General features: G+C 36.3%; 18 protein-coding genes. 4 read left to right on the top strand and 14 right to left on the bottom strand.

Translation table 11 applies throughout. The annotated features are described in order from the left end of the window. The first annotated feature begins 109 nt into the window (after positions 1–109). The 4 genes from J2X31_RS02490 (at position 110) to J2X31_RS02475 (ending at position 9288) form a co-directional block, all read left to right on the top strand. Positions 110–796: a glycerophosphodiester phosphodiesterase gene (locus tag J2X31_RS02490; protein WP_310024132.1), complete on the top strand. Its 687-nt coding sequence runs from the start codon at positions 110–112 to the stop codon at positions 794–796. After that, positions 793–2013: a BaiN/RdsA family NAD(P)/FAD-dependent oxidoreductase gene (locus tag J2X31_RS02485; protein ID WP_310024131.1), complete on the top strand. Its 1221-nt coding sequence runs from the start codon at positions 793–795 to the stop codon at positions 2011–2013. The genes J2X31_RS02490 and J2X31_RS02485 overlap by 4 nt, the downstream gene beginning before the upstream one ends. A 59-nt stretch (positions 2014–2072) precedes the next feature. Continuing rightward, positions 2073–4523 carry a DUF7619 domain-containing protein gene (locus J2X31_RS02480; protein WP_310024129.1) on the top strand — a complete coding sequence of 817 codons (2451 nt, stop codon included), beginning with the start codon at positions 2073–2075 and terminating at the stop codon, positions 4521–4523. 133 nt (positions 4524–4656) lie between these two features. Then, positions 4657–9288 carry a T9SS type A sorting domain-containing protein gene (locus J2X31_RS02475; RefSeq protein WP_310024128.1) on the top strand — a complete coding sequence of 1544 codons (4632 nt, stop codon included), beginning with the start codon at positions 4657–4659 and terminating at the stop codon, positions 9286–9288. Positions 9289–9562: 274 nt separating this feature from the next. On the opposite strand, the gene J2X31_RS02470 is transcribed toward J2X31_RS02475, so the two are convergent. From J2X31_RS02470 to J2X31_RS02405, 14 genes are all read right to left on the bottom strand, one after another. Next, on the bottom strand, positions 9563–10933 hold the full coding sequence (locus tag J2X31_RS02470; RefSeq protein WP_310024125.1) for an NADH-quinone oxidoreductase subunit N: 1371 nt from the start codon (positions 10931–10933) through the stop codon (positions 9563–9565). A gap of 14 nt (positions 10934–10947) precedes the next feature. Then, on the bottom strand, positions 10948–12384 hold the full coding sequence (locus J2X31_RS02465; protein ID WP_310024123.1) for a complex I subunit 4 family protein: 1437 nt from the start codon (positions 12382–12384) through the stop codon (positions 10948–10950). Positions 12385–12388: 4 nt separating this feature from the next. Then, complete coding sequence (gene nuoL / locus J2X31_RS02460; RefSeq protein ID WP_310024121.1) at positions 12389–14278, bottom strand: NADH-quinone oxidoreductase subunit L; 1890 nt, start codon at positions 14276–14278, stop codon at positions 12389–12391. A 6-nt stretch (positions 14279–14284) separates the two neighbouring features. Beyond that, complete coding sequence (gene nuoK / locus J2X31_RS02455) at positions 14285–14605, bottom strand: NADH-quinone oxidoreductase subunit NuoK (RefSeq protein ID WP_310024120.1); 321 nt, start codon at positions 14603–14605, stop codon at positions 14285–14287. A 2-nt stretch (positions 14606–14607) separates the two neighbouring features. After that, the gene (locus J2X31_RS02450; RefSeq protein ID WP_310024119.1) at positions 14608–15129 is read right to left on the bottom strand and encodes an NADH-quinone oxidoreductase subunit J family protein; all 522 of its coding nucleotides are present in this window, start codon (positions 15127–15129) and stop codon (positions 14608–14610) included. After that, complete coding sequence (locus tag J2X31_RS02445; RefSeq protein ID WP_026704560.1) at positions 15129–15674, bottom strand: NuoI/complex I 23 kDa subunit family protein; 546 nt, start codon at positions 15672–15674, stop codon at positions 15129–15131. Before J2X31_RS02445 ends, J2X31_RS02450 begins: the two co-directional genes overlap by 1 nt. Positions 15675–15871: 197 nt before the next feature. Beyond that, positions 15872–16393 carry an ORF6N domain-containing protein gene (locus J2X31_RS02440; protein ID WP_310024116.1) on the bottom strand — a complete coding sequence of 174 codons (522 nt, stop codon included), beginning with the start codon at positions 16391–16393 and terminating at the stop codon, positions 15872–15874. A 42-nt stretch (positions 16394–16435) separates the two neighbouring features. Further along, positions 16436–17470, bottom strand: a complete 1035-nt coding sequence (gene nuoH / locus J2X31_RS02435; protein ID WP_310024115.1) for an NADH-quinone oxidoreductase subunit NuoH — start codon at positions 17468–17470, stop codon at positions 16436–16438. Positions 17471–17473: 3 nt separating this feature from the next. Then, positions 17474–18523 carry an NADH-quinone oxidoreductase subunit G gene (locus J2X31_RS02430; RefSeq protein ID WP_310024113.1) on the bottom strand — a complete coding sequence of 350 codons (1050 nt, stop codon included), beginning with the start codon at positions 18521–18523 and terminating at the stop codon, positions 17474–17476. A gap of 74 nt (positions 18524–18597) precedes the next feature. After that, on the bottom strand, positions 18598–19965 hold the full coding sequence (gene nuoF / locus J2X31_RS02425; RefSeq protein WP_310024111.1) for an NADH-quinone oxidoreductase subunit NuoF: 1368 nt from the start codon (positions 19963–19965) through the stop codon (positions 18598–18600). Between the two features lies 1 nt (position 19966). Continuing rightward, positions 19967–20497, bottom strand: a complete 531-nt coding sequence (locus J2X31_RS02420; protein ID WP_310024110.1) for a complex I 24 kDa subunit family protein — start codon at positions 20495–20497, stop codon at positions 19967–19969. Between the two features lie 78 nt (positions 20498–20575). Beyond that, positions 20576–21811, bottom strand: a complete 1236-nt coding sequence (locus tag J2X31_RS02415) for an NADH-quinone oxidoreductase subunit D (RefSeq protein ID WP_310024109.1) — start codon at positions 21809–21811, stop codon at positions 20576–20578. A 160-nt stretch (positions 21812–21971) separates the two neighbouring features. Continuing rightward, the gene (locus J2X31_RS02410; RefSeq protein ID WP_310024107.1) at positions 21972–22571 is read right to left on the bottom strand and encodes a DUF6705 family protein; all 600 of its coding nucleotides are present in this window, start codon (positions 22569–22571) and stop codon (positions 21972–21974) included. An 8-nt stretch (positions 22572–22579) separates the two neighbouring features. Then, entirely contained in the window at positions 22580–24094 is a 1515-nt protein-coding gene (locus J2X31_RS02405) for a hypothetical protein (protein ID WP_310024106.1), read from the bottom strand. Positions 24095–24117: the final 23 nt, after the last annotated feature.

Here is a 24117-nt window from a genome sequence, read left to right as displayed (position 1 = left end):
ATCTTTTTGGCCACCTTTGTCGAAAAATCCGTGCAAATTATACAATCCGTGCAAATCATATAATCCGTGGCAAAAAAATAAAAACATTACTTTTGCAAAAAATCTTCCCTTGAAAAAAACACTAAACATCGGACACCGAGGAGCCAAAGGTCACGAACCCGAAAATACTCTTCCTTCCTTCCAAAAAGCATTGGATTTCAATGTTGACGGAATTGAACTTGATGTGCACATTTGCAAAACAGGAGAATTAATTGTCATCCATGATTTCACCGTTGATAGAACTACGAATGGTTCGGGTGCTGTTTCAGAATTATCACTTTCAGAACTAAAAACATTACGAATAAATGATGAAATTGAAGTCCCAACGTTGGAAGAAGTTCTTGATTTGGTCGGAAAAAAATGTTTCATCAACATCGAATTAAAAGGACGACATACCGCAAAACCAGTTTCACATCTGATAGAAAAACACATTCTTGAAAAAGAATATTCCTATAATGATTTTATCGTTTCAAGTTTCCAACGAGAAGAATTAGAAATGATGTTCACGATAAACCCAAACATTCATCTCGGAATCCTGACTCAGGCAAGTGTCAATCAGGCATTGGAATGGGCGAGTACTTTTTCGGCGAAAGCCATACATCCACATTTCAGTCTTTTGACCGAAGAAAATGTCAAAAAAGCACAAGATGAAGGTTTCAAGGTTTATACTTGGACCATCAATGAAACGGAAGATATCGAACGAATAAAAACGTATGAAGTAAACGGAATCATCACCGATTTCCCAGAAAGAATATGAGCCAGAATTTCGACATAATCATCGTTGGCGGAGGAGCCGGAGGTTTTTTTACAGCAATAAATATTGCAGAAAAGAATCCAAAACTAAAAATTGCGATTTTGGAACGAGGTAAGGAAGTCTTGACAAAAGTCAGAATTTCTGGAGGTGGAAGATGCAATGTCACGCACGCTTGTTTCGAGCCAAACGAGTTGGTGAAATTTTACCCTCGAGGCGAAAAAGAACTCCGTGGTCCTTTTCATCAATTCTGTTCGGGTGACACAATCGAATGGTTCGAAAAACACGGTGTGGAATTAAAAATTGAAGAAGACGGACGAATGTTTCCTGTTTCGAATTCCTCCCAAACCATCATCGATTGTTTTACATCGGCTACAAAAAAACTGGGAATTCAAGTCTTGACAGGACAAAGCGTTCAATCGATTTATAAATCGGAAACTCCCGATGGAAATTTCTGGAAAATTGAAACCCAAAACGAACAATATAATTGTGAAAAGTTGGTTTTGGCAACTGGAAGCAACCCGAAAATGTGGGAAATGATTCAAGATTTCGGGCATACAATTGTGAGTCCGGTTCCGTCATTATTTACTTTCAATATCAAAGATTCTCGAATAAAAGAATTGCCTGGCGTTTCTGCACAAGTTTCTGTAAAAGTAAAAGACACGAAACTAACTTCAACCGGACCTTTGTTGGTGACGCATTGGGGAATGAGCGGACCTGCCATTTTGAAATTATCGGCTTGGGGAGCCAGAATTTTATTCGAAAAAAATTATCAATTTACCATTTTTGTAAACTGGCTGAATGATGTCGATTCAGAAGATGCTGAAAAAATTCTGAAGGATTTAAAACAAGAACATTCTAAGAAAACCGTTTCGAAGAAATCGCCTTTTGAATTCCCGAATCGTCTTTGGGAAAGTTTGGTTTTGGCTTCAGGAATTCAAGAAGAAACAAAATGGGCCGATTTGTCTAAAAATCAATTGCAAAATTTATCCAATCAACTTACAAACGGACAATTCCAAGTGAACGGAAAAAGCACCTTCAAAGAGGAATTTGTAACCGCTGGCGGAATCGATTTAAAGGAAATCAATTTCAAAACAATGGAAAGCAAAATCCATGAGAACTTGTTTTTTGCTGGAGAGATTGTAAACATTGATGCCATCACGGGAGGTTTCAACTTTCAGAATGCTTGGACAAGCGGGTTTATTGTGGCAAATTCGATTTAGTTCGATTTGGACTTGTAGGTATTTGAAAATCAATTATATTTGACGAAAATATCTATTTTATGAAAAAAACTTTACTTCATTTTTTTCTTCTTTTTAGTGTGATCAGTGGGTTTGGTCAATGTTTAAATCCTTCAAATCAAGAAGTGTCCAATATCACCAGTACTTCTGCACAAATTAGTTGGCAATCCAATCCAAATCAAACGCTTTGGGAAATTTTTTTGGTTCAAGCAGATAGTCAGCCTCCAACTCCAAACACATTAGGAATAATTACAAATACAAATCCCTATACATTAACAAATCTTCCTTGTAATTCAACCATAACTTTTTATTTAAGAGCTACTTGTAATATGCAAGAATCAGATTGGACGGGGCCTTTTGTTTTTCAAACAGCAAGTTGCGGAACGATGGTTTCGGTTGATACAAATTTTACTCCAACGGAGCTTGTTACTGATGTTTTGCTCAACAATGGCTGTGTTAATGTCAGTAACATTATCACCCAGGGAATTTGTGGCATTGGAGCTTTCGATAATAACGAAGGTAGTTTTCCTTTTGAAAAAGGTTTGGTTATTCGTTCGGGACAGGTTCATTTATCTGCAGGGACTTACACGGGAAACAATAATTCTTCTATCTGTTCAGAGCAGGGTGATGCAGAGTTAAATGCTATCATTGCCGCATCTGGACAACCAGGAACTGTAAATGATGTTTCGTCCATCAAATTTAATTTTACGGCTTTAAGCAATCAATTGAGTTTTAATTTTCTTTTTGCATCAAATGAATATGGATTGTACCAATGTGCCTATTCTGATGTTTTTGGGTTTATCCTAACAGATTTGGAAACGGGTTTAAAACAAAATCTAGCAATAGTTCCAGGTACATCAACGCCAGTTTCAACTACAACTATTAGAAATTCACTTTACAATACGAATTGTAGTGCTGTAAATCAGGAATATTTTGGAAGTTATAACGTAGATAATCCTGATAGTCACATCAATTTTATCGGACAAACTGTTTCAATGACAGCATCGGCTACATTAATCCCTAACAAAGAGTATTCGTTGAAATTTGCTGTTGGCGATTATCAAGACTTCCAATTTGATTCGGCGGTTTTTATTGAAGGAGGGAGCTTTTCTTTTACGAATCAATGTCAGAGTATTCAATTAGTAGCTTTTGTTGATGAAAACAATAATGGCATAAAAGATCCAAATGAAATAAATTACAATAGAGGAACATTCAATTATATCGTCAATGATTCGGAAGTAGAGATTGCAAGCCAAACTTCAAATGGTAATTTTTATATTTTCCCCGAAAATTTGAGTGATAGCTATATCCTAAGCTTCGTTGTCTTTCCTGAACTGCAAGAATATTTTAGCACTGACACTGCATTTGGAAATGTTGTCTATGATAGTGAAAGCACGAATATCTATTATTTTCCAATTGCCAATATCCAACCTTATACAGATGTTGAAGTTTCTATAGTTCCGATTGAAGGACCAGTTCCAGGATTTACGTATGGCAATATCATAAATTATAAAAATAATGGCGTTACAGCTGCTTCGGGAACACTGGAATTTAGTCATGATACGGCTTTAACGCTTTCCAATATTTCACAAGAAGGAACAACATTAACGCCAAATGGATTTACTTATACCTACACCGATCTTCAGCCGAATGAAAGTAGGTCAATAGTAGTAGATTTAACAGTAGTCACGATACCAACGATTAGTTTAGGTCAAGTAGTTTCAAACACAGTTCAATCTATAAATTCTAGCGACATTGAGCCAGACAATAATTCATTCGAGCTAAATCAAATTGTTGTAGGTTCTTATGATCCAAACGATAAATTAGAAGCACATGGTGGAAAAATTGAATTTGATACATTTGATGAAAATGATTACCTGTTTTATACCATCCGTTTTCAAAATACAGGAACTGCCAATGCACAGTTTGTTCGACTTGTTGATTATTTAGATCCACAATTAGACGAAACCACTTTACGAATGATTAACGCAAGCCATGAATATACCTTCACAAGGACTGATGCAAATTTGGTTTGGAAATTTGATGCCATCAATCTTCCTCCAGAAATGAATGATGAAGTTGGTAGTAATGGTTTTGTTCAATTTAAAATAAAACCAAAACCAGGCTTCGTGATTGGGGATATTATTCCAAATACAGCCGAAATTTATTTTGATTATAATCCGGCGATTATTACTAATACGTTCAATACAGAGTTTACACAAACTTTAAAAACACGACAATTTACTGTTGCTGATTTGCTGGTCTATCCCAATCCTTCAAACGGATTGGTTTATATCAATACCCAAAATACAACCGAAAATCTGAAGGGAATTAATTTGTATGATGTGTTGGGGAAACTGATTCTTTCTTCGAAAAACCTATCATCAAGACAAGCAAGTTTAAATGTTGCTCCATTGTCAAAAGGAGTTTATATGATAGAAATTACGACAGAAAATAATTTCAAGCAGACAAAAAAATTAGTGGTGAATTAAAAAAAATATGCAATTTCCAAAAAACCGATTATTACAAATAGTCGGTTTTTGTTTAAAAAAAATCTTACTATTTTAAACTAATATCTACTATACAGCTTATATTTGGCGAATTAAAGCTCCCTTAAAAATTTTTATGAAAAAACAATTACTTTTTTTTATTTTGCTTTTATGCATTGGTTTGCAAATAGGAAATGCAAAAGACAATCCGTTAGTCGTAGTTGAAACAAACCTCACTAACCCCCCAATTAATGATGAATGTGAAAATGCCATTAATGTTGCTATAAATCCCACTTCAGAAATTGTTTCTTTCGTTTCGGGCACTACCGTTGGAGCTACTTATTCAGCCACTTCTGGAAGCTGTGTTGCAAATCAAAATGATATTTGGTATAGTTTTGTAGCTACTTCTACAATGCACTTTTTCAAATTTTATAATGTGGTTTATTTTCAGCCCTCAAATCAATTGAGCTATCAAGTTTTTTCGGGATCTGATTGTGGTACTTTAACACCTGTTGTCTGTGGATATGGAGAAGAAAGTATGGTAAATAATCTAGTGGTGGGACAAGCCTACAAAGTACGTGTTTATTCTTCTATCCAAGTGGTTACTTTTGCGTTTGACTTTGCCATTTTTACTACAGATCCTCTGATAAATGATGAATGTAGCAATGCCATAAATATTCCGGTAAATCCAGATATGACTACTGACTTGTTTTTAAACACCACTGATTTAGGAGCTACTAATTCTGCAAATACTGGCAATTGTTATAACGAGAAAGATACTTGGTATCATTTTACAGCCTTAAGTCCAACTCATAGTGTACGTTTTTTTGATTTGGATAACAATCAAATTTTTAAAACATTTTCATTGTTTACAGGTGAAAATTGTAGCAGTTTAATTCCTGTTGCTTGCATTTCCAATGGCGTTTTAGAAAATCTTACAGTTGGAACAACATACACAATTAAATTGATTAAGAATACTATCCAAAGTCTTTCTCAATCTTCTTTCAAAATCATTATCAATTCCCTTGAAGCTCCTTTAAATGATGACTGCGAAAATGTAATTACGGTTCTTGCAAATCCAGATTTACAAAAAAACTTCTTTGTAGCAGGTTCAACAGCAGGGGCCACTCCATCAAATATGGACAGTACGGATCGAGATGTGTATTATCGATTTATAGCAACTTCAACACAGCATTTAATTTATTTTGACAATATAATCAATACTATTCAATTTGAAATTTTACAGGAAAACTCAAATTGTGCTAATTCCACTTTGCTCTATCCTTTCGAAGGTATGAATTCTACATTTGGGACAGTATATAGTAATTTCATTGTAGGGAATGCTTATGTTATTAGAGTAAAATCGTCTGCTGAAGATTTGTCGGCAGTGTTTGACCTTTCTATAAGAACACATCAACCAGTGACTAATGTAGGATGCTTAAATTCAATTGAAGTGCCTGTTAATCCTACAACGTCCTGTGATGAATTTATAATAACTAACACACAAGCTGGAACTTGGAATTTAAATGGAACTATGCTGCCAAGTGATGCTACGTGGTACCATTTTGTTGCCACTTCAAAAACACATACGATACAATTTGAAGATCTAGACGGTGTATTTTCAGGGCCTAATTTTGTACTTTATAATAATGATGCTTGTGATACGAATCAAGGTATCGGCTACTCTTATGTTCAAGGATTAAAAGGATATTATAATAATCTGATAATTGGAAATGAATATAAAATAAGATTAAATACAGAAAATTACCTAGCACCCGTTTCAGGACAAGTCAAAGTATGTATTACAACGATTCCTCAACCGGAACATGACGAATGTGCAAATGCAATATCACTTCAAGTCAATGCTGTCAATCAAACCGAGTATTTCGTTAATTCATCCACTTTTGGCGCTACAAATTCAGACGTTCCAAACACTTGTAACGATTCGGCCGATGATGATGTTTGGTTTAGCTTTGTGGCAACCTCGAAGTTTCATACCATAACATTGTCAAATGTTAATCCAATAGCCAATAATTTAAAACTTGCAGTTTATGAAGGTGCGGATTGTGCTAGTATGTTTCTCAAGAGATGTGGAAATAATTCAGTCCCCCTAAATACGTTAACTATTGGTCAAAGCTATAAAATTAGAGTATACACTGAAAGTCAAGGCGTAAATATGTTTGCTAGCTTTACGATTGCTGTTTCAACCAATGCATTAGCGGTAAACGACGAATGTTCAAATGCCATTTTGGTTCCCACAAGTACAATTTCAGATCTGAATGCAATTAATGCAAGTGTAAAAGGAGCTACTCAATCGAGCGAAGAAAATAATTGTGTTCCAGAAGCCGATGATGATGTATGGTATGAGTTTATAGCTACTGCAACTCGACATACTATTAATTTCGACTGGTCCAGTAGTTTTGCAATTTTAATAAATTTCGCTGTTTACACCGGTGATTGCGATAATTTGACACAAGTTTTTTGTAGTACTGTTGGAGTAAATACTCTAAACGATTTGATTATTGGTCAAGCGTATAAAATTAGAATTTGGTCAGCAGGTTCCAATCCTACAAATGCCACATATAAACTTATTATTACAAATCAAGATGAACCATTAATTGCCAATACAACTCAATTTACATCCCAAGAATTAATATCGGATATTTTGATTACTGATCCATGTATAGCGGTGTCCAACATTACATCAAGTACCGGGACAAATTTTGGATCGGTCAATGGTATTGGTTATTTTACAAATAACAACCCACTTTTTCCAATAAGTTCAGGAATTATACTGTCTACAGGAAATGCCGCAAATGCTGGAGGACCAAATCCATCCATATCCAGCGAAGGAAATTCATCTGCATGGGCTAATGCTGGTGATGAAGATTTAAATGCGACCATATTAGAGGCAACTGGAACGCCAATAGTTTCAAAAAATGCAACCAAATTAGAATTCGATTTTACAACTCAAAATGACTTTATGAGTTTCAACTTTTTGTTTGCTTCTGAAGACTATGGTGTTTACCAATGCATACCAGGAGATGCATTTGCATTTTTGCTAACAGATTTAACTACTGGAACCATAACCAATTTAGCGGTCGTGCCTGGTACTCAGTTTCCTATATCGGTCAATACAATTAGAGATATGCAATATAATACATCATGTCCCTCAACCAATGAAGGATTTTTTGGTTCTTTATATGGAGGTCTAAACGAAGGTTTGTTTTCTCCTATTAATTTTATTGGGCATACTGCTTTAATGACAGCCTCTGCCTCAATAGTGCCAAATAATCCCTATCATATTAAACTTGTGATTGCTGACCGAGGATTTATTACTTATGATTCAGCGGTATTTATTCAAGCCGGCAGTTTTACCTCAGGACAATCACAATGTTTAGATCGAATAGAATTGGTTGCTTTTATTGATGACAATAATAACGGGATTAAAGAAGACTCAGAAATTAATTTTACCAATGGTTCTTTTGCATACCAAATTAATGATGCTGTAGATAGCATTGAAGTTTCTTCTTCAAATGGCTTGCACACTATTTTTGGTGTGAATCCTTTAGATTCTTATGATATTACCTATAATATCCAATCTGAATTCACCCCCTATTATTCAGGTACGACTTCATTTGATAATATTACAATTCCTGAAGGTAGTGGCACTCAAACTTTGTATTTTCCTATTACTCAAATTGAAGCTTTTACTGATTTATCGGTTTCGATCATTCCTCTCGGACAACCCGTTGCAGGCTCGAGTTATGCGAATAAAGTAGTCTATCAGAATATGGGAAATATCGCTGCATCTGGAATAATAAATTATACTAAAGATGTATCGGTAACCGTTTCTACAGCCGAAAGTGGGGTGGTGCTAACGCCAACTGGTTTTACCTATAATTTTGAAAATCTTACTCCATTTGAAACCCGTTCTTTCATTATTCAAATGAATGTTCCCGCTGGAAGACAAATGATTGAAAGCACTCCTTTGTCAAGTAATATCTCCATTTCTTCCTCTTCCGGTGATATCGATTCAAGTAATAATTCATTTCAAATTTCGCAAGGACTTGTCAGTGAAGAGTCTTTTATTCATAAAACAGAATCGCACGGAAGTCTTTTGGACATCACAACATTTACAGAGGAATCGTATTTATATTATACCATTTACTTCCAAAATAAAGCCACCATAAGTGTGAACAATATTCGTATAGAAGATGTTTTGGATGCTCAATTAGATGAAGAAAGTATACAGACGGTAAGTGCAAGCCACTCCTTCACAATGAAAAGAATAGGAAATGAGGTGACTTGGAACTTTGACTATGTTTACTTGCCAAGTTATTTAGAAAATTCGGATTCTAGTAGCGGTTATGTGACGTTCAAAATTAAGTTAAAACCAGGCTTCGAAGCAGGTGATATCATCCCTAATTCGGCCGAAATTTATTTTGATAACAATCCGCCTATCATCACCAATACTTTTAATTCTACTTTCGAGGAGCAGTTGTCAACACCAGAATTCTCGTCTGGAAACCTCTTAATGTATCCGAATCCTTCAAACGGAATGGTGTACATCAATACCCAAAACACAACTGAAAATTTGAAGGAAATCAATTTGTATGATGTGTTGGGTAAAATAATTCTTTCCACAAAAGACCTTTCTTCAAAACAATCAACTCTGAATGTTGGATCATTAGTAAAAGGCGTTTATATGGTTGAAATTACCACCGAAAATAATTTCAAACAGACAAAAAAGCTCATCGTGAATTAAGCTTGATTAAAGAATCAATAACAAATAAAAAATCCCAATTGCAATAAAGCAGTTGGGATTTTTTCTGTATAAAAACCTATTTCCAATACACCGAAAGAGTTTCCCAATGCACCGAAAGAGCTTCCCAATGCACCGATGGAGTTTCCGATGCACCGAAAGAACTTCCCAATGCACCTAAAGAGTTTACCGATGTTCCGAAAATCCTTTATCGATAATAAGCCAAAAAAAAGCCACTCTTTCGAATGGCTATTGTTTAATAAGGTAAAAAATGTTTCTACATCAAGTCTAAAACCAAAGAAGGGAAAAGACCAATTATAATATTAATCACGATAGCAACTACTGCAACGGAGTAATAAAGGATTGGAGTACCCTTTTTTTTCTCGTTTGGTTCTTTCCCGTACATCGCCAAAATCAATTTGAAGTAATAGCCAATACTGATGATAGAATTCACTACAGCAACAATTACCAAAACAATATAACCCGCTTCAATTGTTTGATTGAACAAGAATAATTTAGCAAAGAAACCAGAAAAAATAGGAATACCACCCATCGATAGCAAGGCTCCGGTCAACACAGCCGCTAATAAAGGATTCGTTTTTCCAAGACCGTGAAAGTTCGTAATATCCTCGTTATCTCTGTTTTTACATACATATAAAATCACAGCAAATGCAGCAATACCCGAAATAGAATAAGCGGCAGCATAATACAATAAGGTAGAAGCCGAAGTGCTTAAAGTCAATAAGGTCATCAACATAAAACCTGCATGCGAAATACCCGAAAAGGCAAGCATTCTTTTTACATTCACTTGACGCAACGCCATAATGTTTCCAACTGTCATCGAAGCAATAGAAAGCACCACAATAACAATCTGGAACGATTCTGAAATGTCAGCATTTAAAACGCTTAAAAGCTTAAATAAAGTAGCCATTGCCACAACCTTTGCCAACGTACTCATTGTTGCAGTGGTTAGGGCAGGAGCACCTTCATAAACGTCTGGAGCCCAAAAGTGAAAAGGAACTACAGCAATCTTGAAAAGCATACCAATCGTCAGCATTATAATTCCGATAAAGAACCAATCGGGTAATTCTGCTGAACGGGATAATTCGCTGATTTCAACAACGTCGAAACTTCCCATTGCTCCGTAAACCAAGCAAATTCCAAAAAGAATAAAACCCGATGCAAAAGCTCCCATCAGGAAGTATTTCATTCCGGATTCATTGCTCTTTAAATTCAAACGGTTACTGGCACATAAAATATACAACGCAATCGATAAGATTTCAATTCCTAAAAAGAACATCGCCAGATTTCCGAAAGAAACCATTGCTACCGCTCCAGAAAGCATAAAAATCTTGATGCCAATAAAGTCGGATATTTTAGTAGCAACTTCGTTGTCATAGAAGTTATGACTCAAGGCAACCAAAAAGATGGTCAACACGATAAACAAACTCGAAAAAGTAACCGAGAAATTATTCACAACCACCATATTGTTATAGAAACTTGCAGTTGTTCCGTAATCGTTAATCGTCAAGGCAAGTGAAGCCAACAATCCAACAATCGTAAAAGGAATAATCCCTTTTCTTAAATTGAAAATTTCAAATAAAAGGCATAAAACACCTAATCCTGTTATAGCTATTAATGTATTCATTTTTTATTTGAGGGTTATCGATTTATTTGTGTTAAGATTTCTTGAAGACTTGGAGTAATCAAGTCAGTAATAGGTTTTGGATAAATTCCGAAGAACAATAAGAATGCTATGATACTAACCAAAACAACCGCTTCATTAGTAGTTACATCTTTAAAAAGTTTCGCATTGGTTTCGCCAAGCATTACGTGTTGGAACATTCTCAACATATAATAAGCTCCTAAAATGATGGTAGTTCCACCAAGGATAGCCCAGATGATTCCAATTTGCGATAAGCTATACAATACCGTAAATTCTCCTATAAAGTTGAATGTTGAGGGCAAAGCAACCGATGCTAGAACCAAAATCATAAACATTGATGTGAATTTTGGCGATTGGCTTCTGATGCCTCCCATTTCGGAGATTTCTCTGGTTTCATATCTTCTGTAGGTGATTTCAGCCACGAAGAATAAACCAACCACTACAAATCCGTGAGCGATCATTTGCAAGACAGCGCCACGAAGTCCGTCAAGGTTTAAGGTATACGTTCCTGCTGCAATCAATCCAACGTGAGCTAGAGAAGAATAAGCCAATAATTTTTTAAGGTCTTTTTGTCTCAAGGCTACAATCGAACCATAGATTACTCCGGCAATTCCCAAAGCAATAAAGATGGTCATGTATTCTTTAGCAGCTGATGGAGCAAGAGGCAATTGCCAACGGATAACGCTGTACAATCCCATTTTTAGCATAATCCCTGAAAGCAACATTGTGCCAACAGTTGGTGCTTTTTGATATACTTTTGCCTGCCAAGTATGAAATGGAATGATTGGAATCTTGATGGCATACGCCAAGAAAAAGGCAAGGAAAATCCAAAGTTGTTCTTGCGAAGAAAGTTCTAATTTGTATAAATCTTCGATCAAGAAGCTTCCCGCTTTTCCATACAAATAAATAAAAGCCGTCAACATAAACAACGAACCAGCCAATGTGTAGATGAAGAATTTTACTACTGCTTTTTTACGTTCTTCGGCATCTCCGTTACCCCAAATCAATGCGATGAAGTAAATCGGAATCAAGGCCAATTCCCAGAATATATAATATAAAAGTCCATCAGAAGCTAGGAAAGTTCCCGCCATTGCAAAGGACATAAATAAGATTAAAGCATAGAAGTTTTTTGCATTTCTGAATTCATTTCCAAAAGCTGAAAAAATAATCAAAGGTGTCAAGGCCGTGTTCAAAAGCAACATTGCCAACGACAATCCATCCGCTTTAAGCGAAAAAGAAATGCTAGGTTTTGTAATCCAAGCCGACATAAAATCAATATTTTGTCCGGCATTGAAGAGGCTCAACAAGTAAACGGAAAATCCTAAGGATACCAATCCGAAAAACAAGGCCACTTTTGGAGCTAGTTTATCTCCAGAAAAATAAGTTGCAAAAGCGCCAATTAAAAGTATAATTAGTATAAAAGATACATCCATTATGTTAGAATTTTTTTTGAGCTAAAATTAAATACGAAACAATGGCACAAAAGCCTATCACGAAAGCGAAAAGGTAAAAACCGATACTTCCATTCTGTAATTTTTTTCCTTGGAAACTTAGTTCGTTGGCCGCTTTTCCGAAACCAAAAACAACTGCAGCCAAAGCGGTTTCAATATAATCCCTAAAGAAACGAGATAGTAAGTTGATTGGTTTTACGATGATGGCATCATAAACTTCATCAACATAGTATTTGTTGTATAGCACTTTAGAGAAACCTGTAATTTTTTCGTCTTCTTCAGGAACTTGAGCCTGCTTTATATATTTCGCATATGCAATTCCAATTCCAACCAAGGCACCAACAGTTGCAATTCCCATAAGCATATATTCAGTTGTTCCCAAATGATGTGCTTCGCGGGCTTTAGCAAATAACGGCTCAAGGTAATGATTCAACCAGCTGTGTCCTGGAAGGCTCAACAATCCGCCAATTGCAGCCAAAATAGCCAAGACAATCAAAGGAAAAGTCAATAATGCTGGACTTTCGTGCAAATGGTGTTTTTGTTCTTCACTTCCGCGGAATTCTTTAAAGAACGTCAAGTACATCAATCGGAACATATAAAAAGCCGTCAAGATTGAAGCAATAGAACCGATTACCCAAAGAACTGGACTTTCGTGGAATGCCACCATCAAGATTTCGTCCTTAGACCAGAATCCAGATAATGGGAAAATACCAGCAATGGCCAAACTTGAAACCAACATTGTTATAAACGTGATTGGCATCGCTTTTCGCAAACCACCCATTTTTCGCATATCTTGCTCGTGGTGCAAAGCATGAATTACCGAACCTGAACCCAAGAACAAGCAAGCCTTGAAGAAAGCGTGCGTGATGACGTGGAAAACGGCAATTTCATAAGCTCCCAAACCTAAAGCCAAGAACATCAAACCTAATTGAGAAACGGTAGAGTAGGCCAATACTTTTTTAATATCATTCTGAACCAGACCGATTGTTGCAGCAACCAAAGCCGTTACAGCACCAATTACGGCAATTATGTCCTGAATTGCTGGAGCCAAATCAAACAAGAAGTTCAATCTTGTAATCATAAAGATACCAGCTGTTACCATCGTTGCCGCGTGAATCAAGGCTGAAACCGGAGTAGGTCCCGCCATCGCATCCGGCAACCAAGTGTATAACGGAATTTGTGCAGATTTTCCAGAAGCTCCAATAAACAAAGCCAATGCCGCAGCTGCAATCCAGTAAGCATCTAAATTATTCCCAGCTAAGATGGTAGCCTTCAAAGCAGCAAAATCCAAAGTATTGAACATGAAACCGATGATAAAAATACCAACAAGGAAACCTAAATCTCCAATTCGGTTCATAATGAAAGCCTTTTTTGCAGCATCATTATAGTTTTGATTTTTATACCAGAAGCCGATAAGCAGGTAAGAACAAAGTCCAACACCTTCCCAACCGATGAACATAATCAACAGGTTGCTACCAATTACAAGCGTAATCATGAAGAAGATAAACAAATTCAAATACGAAAAGAACTTATGCATATTTTCATCTTCATGCATATAGCTGATGGAATATAAGTGAATCAACGAACCGATTCCGGTTACAAACATCAACCAAAGCAACGACAATTGGTCTAATAAAAATCCGAATTCAATATTGAAATTACTGATGGCAATCCAATCAAACAAATGAATACTTATAGGTTGCCCTGTCTGATTAATTTGTAGAAAAAACGAAAGCGTTACGGCAAAAGAAATTGCCACAGCAAGTGTTCCGATAACTCCGGAAACATTCTTGCCTAAACTCTTTCCGAAGAATATGTTTAATAAAAATCCTAAAAAAGGAGCTAATAATAATACTAAAGCTAAATTGGTATCCATTGAAAATTATCCTTTTAAGTTTTTTAAATTAGCTACATCAATCGAACCTAAATTTCTGTAGATCGAAACCAAAATAGCCAAACCTACAGCAACTTCTGCAGCGGCAACAGCCATCGAAAAGAATACAAAAACTTGACCTTGTGCATCCTGATGGTACGTTGAAAAAGCAACAAACAAAAGGTTTACAGCATTCAGCATAATTTCAATCGACATAAAAACGATGATGGCATTTCTTCTATACAACACTCCAAAAACACCAATGCAAAATAGTGCTACTGAAAGGAAGATATAATTTTCGATACCAATTTGGTTTAAAACACTATCCATAATTATTTAGATGATTTTTCTTTTTTAGACAATAATACTGTACCAATCATGGCAACAAGCAATAACACAGATGCGAATTCAAATGGAATCATAAATCCGTTTTCTTCGTCAAGCAACACTTTGCCCAATACTTTTATAGATTGATAATCTTCTCCTGTCGTGTCATAAGGTCCAACGATTGGTTTCGTCTGAACGAAGATGGCAATCAGGATTGAGATGATCAAACAGAATGAAATAACCGCTCCAAGTCTGGTAATCCTAGGTTTATGCACTTCGTCTTCCTTGTTGAGGTTCATCAACATAAGGGTAAACAACATCAAAATCATAATAGCTCCAGAATACACAATAATATGAACCATAGCCAAAAATTGTGCATTGAACAATAAGTAATGACCAGCAATCGAGAAGAAGCAAATTACTAGATAAATAGCACTATGAATAGGATTCTTAGTGAAAATGGTCATAAATGCCGAAGCCAATGTTACAGCGGCAAGAATAGAAAATACGATGAGTATAGTCGACATTAGTTAGCGTTTTTTAATTTACCATTTGCAATTGCAGCTTCAAGCGGCATAACCAATTTATCTTTTCCAAAAATAAATTCTTCCCTGTCGTAATTCGAAGGAACCAAAACTTTAGATTTTGTCAAATAAATCGCCTCTTTCGGACAAGCCTCTTCACACAATCCACAGAAAATACAACGCAACATATTGATTTCATAAATCGAAGCATATTTTTCTTCCCTGTACAAATGTTTTTCCTCAGGTTTTCTTTCCTCAGCTTTCATCGTGATCGCTTCAGCCGGACAAGAAAGTGCACATAATCCACAAGCCGTACAACGTTCACGACCTTCGTCGTCACGCATCAGCATATGTTGTCCACGATACACATCGCTTCGTGTTCTTACTTGCTCTGGATATTTAATCGTTACTTTTCTGGTGAACAAGTGCTTGATTGTAATAAACAAACCCTTGACAATTGCCACAAGATACAAGCTCTCCCAAAAAGTCATCTTCTTGTTCGAAACCTCTTTTTTTCTTCCCGATAATGATATAGTTTCTATACTCATTTTAGATTTCAGATTTTAGATTGGAACATTCCAAACCATCAATTTTAATTTATTTATTTAATGAGCGAATCGTTGTTTTGTGTTTGTAATCCATATTCCCGCTTTCCGTTACAATCTTTTCTTTTTTAAAGAAAAAAAGAAAAGGATTTCCACTTCAATCGGGGCTAGATGATACTCTTTTCGCTCTTTTTTATGCTTTATTTTTTATAACCAATTCTACTTCGTTCCACCTTATTATCCTGCTTGTCCATCAATTCATCAAGATAATTAAAAACCAACTCGATGTTTTTGTCATGATTCGTAAGCTTCTTTTTGATGCTTTCAATCTCTAGTTTCAAGTTCAGATTATCAGTAAAATATTCCCGCATCTTAACAAAAACCTCGATAATCCTAATGCTCGTTTCTACAGCTTTTTCGCTATTTAAAACACTAGCCAACATCATTGTTCCGTGTTCTGTAAAGACATATGGTGATGTTGATGAAAACTTCAGTTTCTTGAGGTGGTCGCAATTTGCGACCACATATTCTTTTTCTACTTCATTCAATTGAAACATAAAATGTTCAGGAAAACGATTTACATTTCTCTTGACTTGCTCGTTCAATCTTTTAGTTGTAACCCCGTAAAGTTCTGCTAAATCACGGTCAATCATTACTTTTTGACCTCTAATGAATAATATTTTATTCATTATTACTTCAGTTGGAACAATACTTTTATCCATAATTATTTTATTTGGCTTATAATTTAATCTTTAAAGTTGCTACTAATTATCAAACAACAAAATAACAATTCCTGTAACCACAATATTCGCTATAGCCAATGGAATCAGCATTTTCCATCCCAAACGCATCAGCTGGTCATAACGAAATCTTGGAATCGTCCATCTTACCCACATAAAGAAGAAGATGAAGAAACATATTTTTGCAAATAAAACAAATATTCCTATCACGTTTGCAATATTCACACCCCAGTTTTCAACCGCCCAAGACATTCCTGGATAGTTGTAAGCACCGAGATATAAAACTGCTAAAATAGTCGAAGAGATAAACATTGCAGCATATTCAGCAAACAAATAGAATCCCATTCTCATTGATGAATATTCCGTATGATAGCCTCCAATTAATTCCGCCTCACATTCTGCCAAATCAAAAGGTGTTCTGTTGGTTTCAGCAAATGAGCAAATCAAGAAAATGATAAAACCAACCGGCTGATAGAAAATATTCCAGTTCATACCACTTTGCTGAGCCGAAATTTCTCTCAAACTTAAAGTTCCAGTCATCATTATCAGTGCAATAATTGAAAGTCCCATAGCAACTTCATAGGAAATCATTTGGGAAGCCGCTCTCATAGCACTCATTAAAGAGAACTTGTTGTTTGAAGCCCATCCACCGATCATAATTCCATAAACTCCAACCGACAGTACTCCAAAAACATATAAAAGGGCAACATCAATGTCAGTTGCCTGTAAAATAATATCTCTGCCAAATAAATGCAATTTGTCTCCCCAAGGAATAACAGCACTGGTCATCAAAGCAACACTCATTGAAATTGCTGGTCCAACAACAAATAAAAATTTATTTGGAGTATCAGGCAAAAACTCTTCCTTTGAGAATAGTTTCAAACCATCTGCCAAAGGTTGTAAGATACCGCCTTTACCAGCTCTATTAGGTCCGATTCTGTCCTGAAGCCAAGCCGCAATTTTTCTTTCGGCAAGGGTTTCATACATTGCAAATAGCATTGTAATAGCAAAAATAACTACAATGAAAATCCCTTTTTCTAAAATAATAGCACTATCCATTGGTTATACGTTTCCGTTTTTAAAAACTGCATTTTCTTCCCTGTCTAATGGAACTGCAGGCATACTGATTTTTTTACGGTCTTCTGGACGACCTTTCAGGATTCCTTCTTCAGTTTCGATAACAACAGTATCTAATTTTCTGGTATAATTATTTTGGTTGATAACCGAATCTTTCTCGAATTTACGAGGTCCTTCAATTGTCCAATCCGAAACTTCTTTTTTGTCAAAACGACAGGTGTTGCAGATGAAATTTTCCACTTCGTGATATTCGTCTTTTCTACCTGTAACTCTTTGGATTTCTCCACCAAACATCCAAACCGTAGTTTTTCCGCAACATCCTGGAGTTGTACATTCTCTATGAGCGTTGAAAGGTTTGTTGAACCAAACTCTCGATTTAAAACGGAACGTCTTGTCTGTCAGAGCTCCAACAGGACAAACATCAATCATATTTCCAGAAAACTCATTATCAATTGCTTTCGAAATACAAGTAGAAATGTTCGAGTGATCACCTCTGTCCATTACACCGTGAACACGATTATCCGTCAATTGGTCGGCAACCATTACACAACGGTAGCAAAGGATGCAACGGTTCATGTGCAATTGAATATTTGGACCGATATTTTCTGGTTCAAACGTTCTTTTTTCTTCGATATAACGGGTTTGTGATTTTCCGTGTTTGAAACTTAGGTTCTGCAAATCGCATTCTCCAGCTTGGTCACAAACAGGGCAATCCAACGGATGGTTGATCAGAAGGAATTCCGTTACCGATTTTCTAGCATCCTGAACTCTTTCAGAAGCTGTACTGTTCACTTCCATTCCGTCCATACAACCTGTTACACAAGATGCCATCAATTTTGGCATTGGTCTTGGATCGGCATCGCTACCTTTTGCAACTTCAACCAAACAGCAACGGCATTTTCCGCCACTGCCTTTTAATTTAGAGTAATAGCACATCGCTGGCGGAACAGATTCTCCTCCAATCATTCGAGCAGCCTGAAGGATGGTGGTCCCTGGTTCTACTTCTATACTTTGACCGTCTATTGTTACTTTCATTCTTATATTTTGTTTGAAAGTTTAAGGTTTAACATTTAAGGTTTTACAACTTTAAATGTTAAACTTCAAACCTATTAAACTGTTTGTTTCGCTACCAAATGCCTCACCTTTTCAAAAGGTTCTGCCACAAAATGGTCTCTATTTTTAATTTTTTCTGGGAAACGGATGTGGTATTCAAACTCCTCTTTGAAATGACGAATAGCTGCTGCAACTGGCCAAGCCGCTGCATCGCCTAACGGACAAATCGTGTTTCCTTCGATTCTGCTTTGAATGCTCCAAAGCAATTCTATATCTTCTTCACGGCCGTGACCATTTTCAATTCTGTGCAATACTTTTTCCAACCAACCTGTTCCTTCACGGCAAGGTGAACATTGTCCACAGCTTTCGTGGTGATAGAATCTTGAGAAATTCCAAGTGTTTCTAACGATACAAGCCGTATCATTATAAACAATAAATCCTCCAGAACCTAACATTGAACCTGTTGCAAAACCACCATCTGATAGCGATTCATAGCTCATCAATCGGTCTTCGCCATTAGCTGTTTTGTAAATTAAATTGGCTGGTAAAACAGGAACAGATGAACCTCCAGGAACAAACGCTTTCAAAGGTCTGTCGTCTATCATTCCACCCAAATATTCATCAGAATTCATAAATTCGTGAACACTTAGTCCCAATTCAATTTCATAAACACCAGGATTTTTGATATGTCCTGAAGCAGAAATTAATTTGGTTCCAGTAGAACGACCGATTCCGATTTTTGCATAATCAGCACCAGAATTGTTTACAATCCACGGCACGGCTGCAATAGTTTCAACATTGTTTACCACTGTTGGATTGGCCCAAAGTCCTGAAACTGCTGGAAATGGTGGCTTGATACGAGGATTTCCTCTTTTACCTTCCAACGATTCAATAAGTGCAGTTTCTTCTCCACAGATGTAAGCTCCACCACCAATTTGAACATATAATTCCAAATCGTATCCTGAACCTAATATGTTTTTACCTAACCAACCTGCATTTTTTGCTTCGGCAATGGCACGTTCTAAAATTTTATACACCCACATATATTCTCCACGGATATAGATGTAGGATAAATTCGCTCCCAATGCATAGCTTGACGTAATCATTCCTTCTATCAAAAGGTGCGGAATGTATTCCATCAAGAACCTGTCCTTGAATGTTCCCGGTTCAGATTCATCGGCATTGCAAACCAAATGTCTTGGCTTTCCTGATTTCTTATCAATAAAACTCCACTTCATTCCGGCAGGAAATCCTGCACCTCCACGACCGCGAAGTCCAGAAGTTTTTACTTCTTCAACCACTTCATCAGGAGTAAGGGTTTTCAAGGCTTTTTCTACAGAAGCATAACCACCTTCACGACGATATACTTCATAGGTCTTGATTCCCGGGACATTGATTTTATCTAATAATATTTTTTGTGACATATTATTTATCGTGTAAAGTAATCTTGTTATCTCTGCAATCTACTATCAGTTGGTCGATTTTTTCGGGTGTTAAATGTTCCTGATAAAAATCGCCTAATTGCATCATTGGGGCATAACCACAAGCTCCAAGGCATTCCACACCACGAACTTCAAACATTCCGTCTTGTGTTGGTTCTCCCACTTTTACACCTAGTTTTTCACAGGTATAATCCATCAGGTTTTCAACACCTCTCAAACAACATGGAGAAGTTTGACAGAATTCAAACATATATTTTCCAATTGGTCTTCTGTTGAACATGGTGTAAAAACTTACCACTTCATAGACTTCCACAGGTTTTATATGCAATATCTCAGCTACTTTGTCTTGCAATTCAATACTCAACCAGTTATCGTGAGCATCTTGTACTTCGTGAAGCACAGGAAGTAAAGCCGATTTTCTTTTATCCTCTGGATAATGACTGATCAGTTCATTGATGCGAGTCATCAAAGCTTCTGTGATATTTATTTCTTGTTTGTATTGTGTTCTTTCCATTTTTATTTCTTTTTGCCACAAAGGCACTAAGTCACAAAGTTTATAAATCTTAAAATCCCAAATCCTTAATCTAAAATTCTAAGCGTCTAATTCTCCTGCAATTACATTCAAACTTGATAAGGTTGCAATGGCATCTGAAAGCATTTGTCCTTGAACCATTTCATTAAAAGCTTGGTAGTATATAAAACAAGGTCTTCTAAAATGTAATCTGAAAGGAGTTCGGCTTCCGTCTGTAATCAAATAAAAACCTAATTCTCCGTTTCCGCCTTCAACAGGATGATATACTTCTGTTACTGGAACTGGAATTTCTCCCATTACAATTTTAAAGTGATAAATCAATCCTTCCATTGTGTTGTAAACATCTTCTTTTGGCGGAAGGTAATAATCTGGAACATCTGCATGAAATGGTCCTTCAGGCATTTTTGCCAATGCTTGTTTGATAATTTTTAAACTTTCCCAAACTTCGCCATTACGAACGCAAAAACGGTCGTACGTATCGCCTGATTTTCCAACAGGGATATCAAATTCAAAATCTTCATACGAACTGTAAGGTTGCATCACACGAATGTCATAATCAACTCCTGTCGCTCTCAAGTTTGGCCCTGTAAATCCATAACTCATGGCTCTTTCGGCAGAAATTGGTCCAACATCAATCGTTCGATCCATGAAAATTCTGTTTCGAGTTAGCAGATTTTCAAATTCAGACCAAATGGCTGGGAATTCTTCAAGAAAAGTATTTAGTTGTTCATATACTTTCGGACTCCAATCTCTTTCGAAACCACCAATTCTTCCCATATTGGTTGTCAAACGGGCACCACAAATTTCTTCGTAGATTTCGTAGATTTTTTCCCTGTATTGGAAAACATATAAGAATCCTGTCAAGGCTCCCGTATCAACACCTAAAACGGAGTTACAAATAATGTGATCGGCAATTCTGGCCAATTCCATTATGATAACTCTCATATATTGTACACGTTTTGGGACTTCTATATTCAAGGCTTTTTCCAAAGTCATCCACCAACCCATATTATTTATAGGTGCTGAACAGTAATTCATCCTGTCCGTCAAAGGCGTGATTTGGTAAAAAGGTCGATTTTCTGCAATTTTTTCGAATGCACGATGAATGTAACCCACAGTTCCTTCGCCATCGATAATCCTTTCTCCATCCATCAATAGAATGTTCTGGAAAATTCCGTGGGTTGCCGGGTGGGTAGGACCTAAATTCAGAATCGAAAGCTCGCTTCCGTCTTCATTTTGCCTTTGTTTGATGATATCGGCATATCGTAATTCTGGTGGTAATAATAAGTCTGACATTTATATCAATATTATTTCAGGTGCATTAGCAATTATCCGTTGTTCTTCCGAAAAATCGGTCGTCTTTGTCTGTTCTTCCGCCATCTTCGAGAGGGAGTTTGTTAACTATTTTTTTTTTTTGAAACTTGATGAATTTTTGAGAACCAAGCATATCTTAATTTTACTGTTTAAATAGAATGTAATCATCCTGCCATGGCATTGTGGGACTTGGCGTCTCTATATCAACATAGTAATTACCAGAATATTGGAAATTTATAAAAGCCTTTATTGCCTGCTGCCCATTGACAACCCTTCTTTTAAGGATCATTTCAGCAGAATGATGTTCCGTAATATCGAATAAACTAAGTATCAATCTTGCCTCTCCCTCCGTGCAGTCTCCACGCGGTGTATAGTAACAATCTTTATGGATAGAATTCCCATAAATTCCATGATTATAATTAAGATTCTGGTTTAAACGAGAGAGTGTATTTATTTTTTCTACTCCATTTTCTATATACTGGTATTCTCCAATCATCAGATCCTCATAACTTTTCCCTTCAAAGTACATACTTTTTTTTACCAAAACAATTTTAAGAGAGGTGTTGCCATTGGTATATACCCAAGTTCCTTCATATTGGTTTAATACATTATTCAAATCTTTATAATAGGCACCAGCTATATTATTTTTATGTGACCCCATTTGTTCTAATGACAATACAGGGGTTTGTGAGTAGCTATACAAACTCAAAAGTACTGTTATTATTGTTAACGTTTTTTTCATGAGTTTTTTTAATTACAGGGTGTTGATTTTATTGTAGAATTATTTGAATTAGGATCGTTTAATTCAAGCTTGTTCCAATTGGTTAGGTTATCGTCTGACGCCTTGTAGATAGAAATCCCAAAATCTTTAAACTCTTTTAAAAAAACACGTTCAAGATTGTTTCTGTCTTTTGTATATTCCTTTTCTATTTCAGAATCTAAATATTTTCTTTTCCTATCATCGTTAGTTCCCTTGGCAGTTGCCCAGTCATTATTTATTTTTACGTTCAGGGCATTAAAGTTGTCGACCTTTAGGGAATATACCGCTCCGTTATGGCACACTATCATTAAAAACACATCTTGTTTGTTATGGTTGCCTGCATTATGATATAAATCTCTTAACGCCTTTAGGTCTGTCCAGGAAAACATTGCATATCTGCTCAAGGGATGTGTGTGTATCTGCCCCATGAAAGAGGGATGTAAATACAGTTTCGCTTCATCTATACCTCCTCCTTCTTTTATTCCTTCAGGAAAATCATAGGTCTTATATTGTTCACCACTATAGGCAAGAGATCTTTTAAAAGTACAATACCATTCCTTGTCAAGATTGGTTTTTGTTCTTAATTGGTCAACCAATGGTTTGATGTTGGCACTCAAAGAATCGGTTTTTGTTAGAGCTTTCAGAGTAGCACATTTAATACTTTCGCTTGTTATTTTTGGAATAACCCCCACAGGAGTTGTAACCAAAGGTGAGCCAGCACCAGAACCACTACCTGAATTAGAGTTTCCCCCTCCGGAAGTACCTGGATTGGAATTTCCGTTTCCAGGCGTTGAACCCGGATTACCAGTACTGCCCGAAGAGCCGCCCCCACCTCCTGAACAATTGCTACTGTCAGCTGACCAGTACAAATCACCCCTGTCCTCTGCAAGGCATCCCCCGCCTGCAGGATGGGGATGATCATAAGGGCACATTAGTGTCATGACAGTACATCCGTCGCTGCTGGTATAACTTATTCTTGCCTGGGTATCATTAAAATTTATAGGTGTAAGTTCGGTTTCAGCATCTATGGTGTAAGAATCGTGTTGGCTCACATAAATGGGTTCTGATAACAGATTGTATTTTATTATATAAGCCTTTGCTGTCTCAAGTGAGTCTATTAAGACAATAAGATTTTCAAAAGAATCGGAATTTTCAACAGTATCATTTTCTCTGCTAATGTGAAAAGTGTATGAAATAACACTTTCAGTAGTAATAACTTTCGCAGGAATATCATCGGAAATGATAAAATTATAATCTTGTTCCATAACCGTTCTAGAAGCAAGATTGTTCGGAAGATTGGATTCTTGTTTTGGTATTTTACTGAATGCCGTTGAGAATGTTTGATCATTCATTAATTCCTTGAGTGTCTTATCTTCTATCTTAACATTTAGCTTGTTTTGCTGCAGTTGTTCCTGGGTAGAATCATCTTGTTGGCAACTGTTTAAAAATACGGTTGCAAAGACTATAAAGAAGAAATTATATTTTATAAAGATTTTTATTTTCATCAATTATTTTTTCTTACGATTTA

Source organism: Flavobacterium arsenatis, assembly GCF_031456785.1.
Taxonomy (GTDB): domain Bacteria; phylum Bacteroidota; class Bacteroidia; order Flavobacteriales; family Flavobacteriaceae; genus Flavobacterium; species Flavobacterium arsenatis.
The sequence above is the reverse complement of the archived record's forward strand: the minus strand, read 5'-3'. Positions and strand labels throughout refer to the sequence as shown.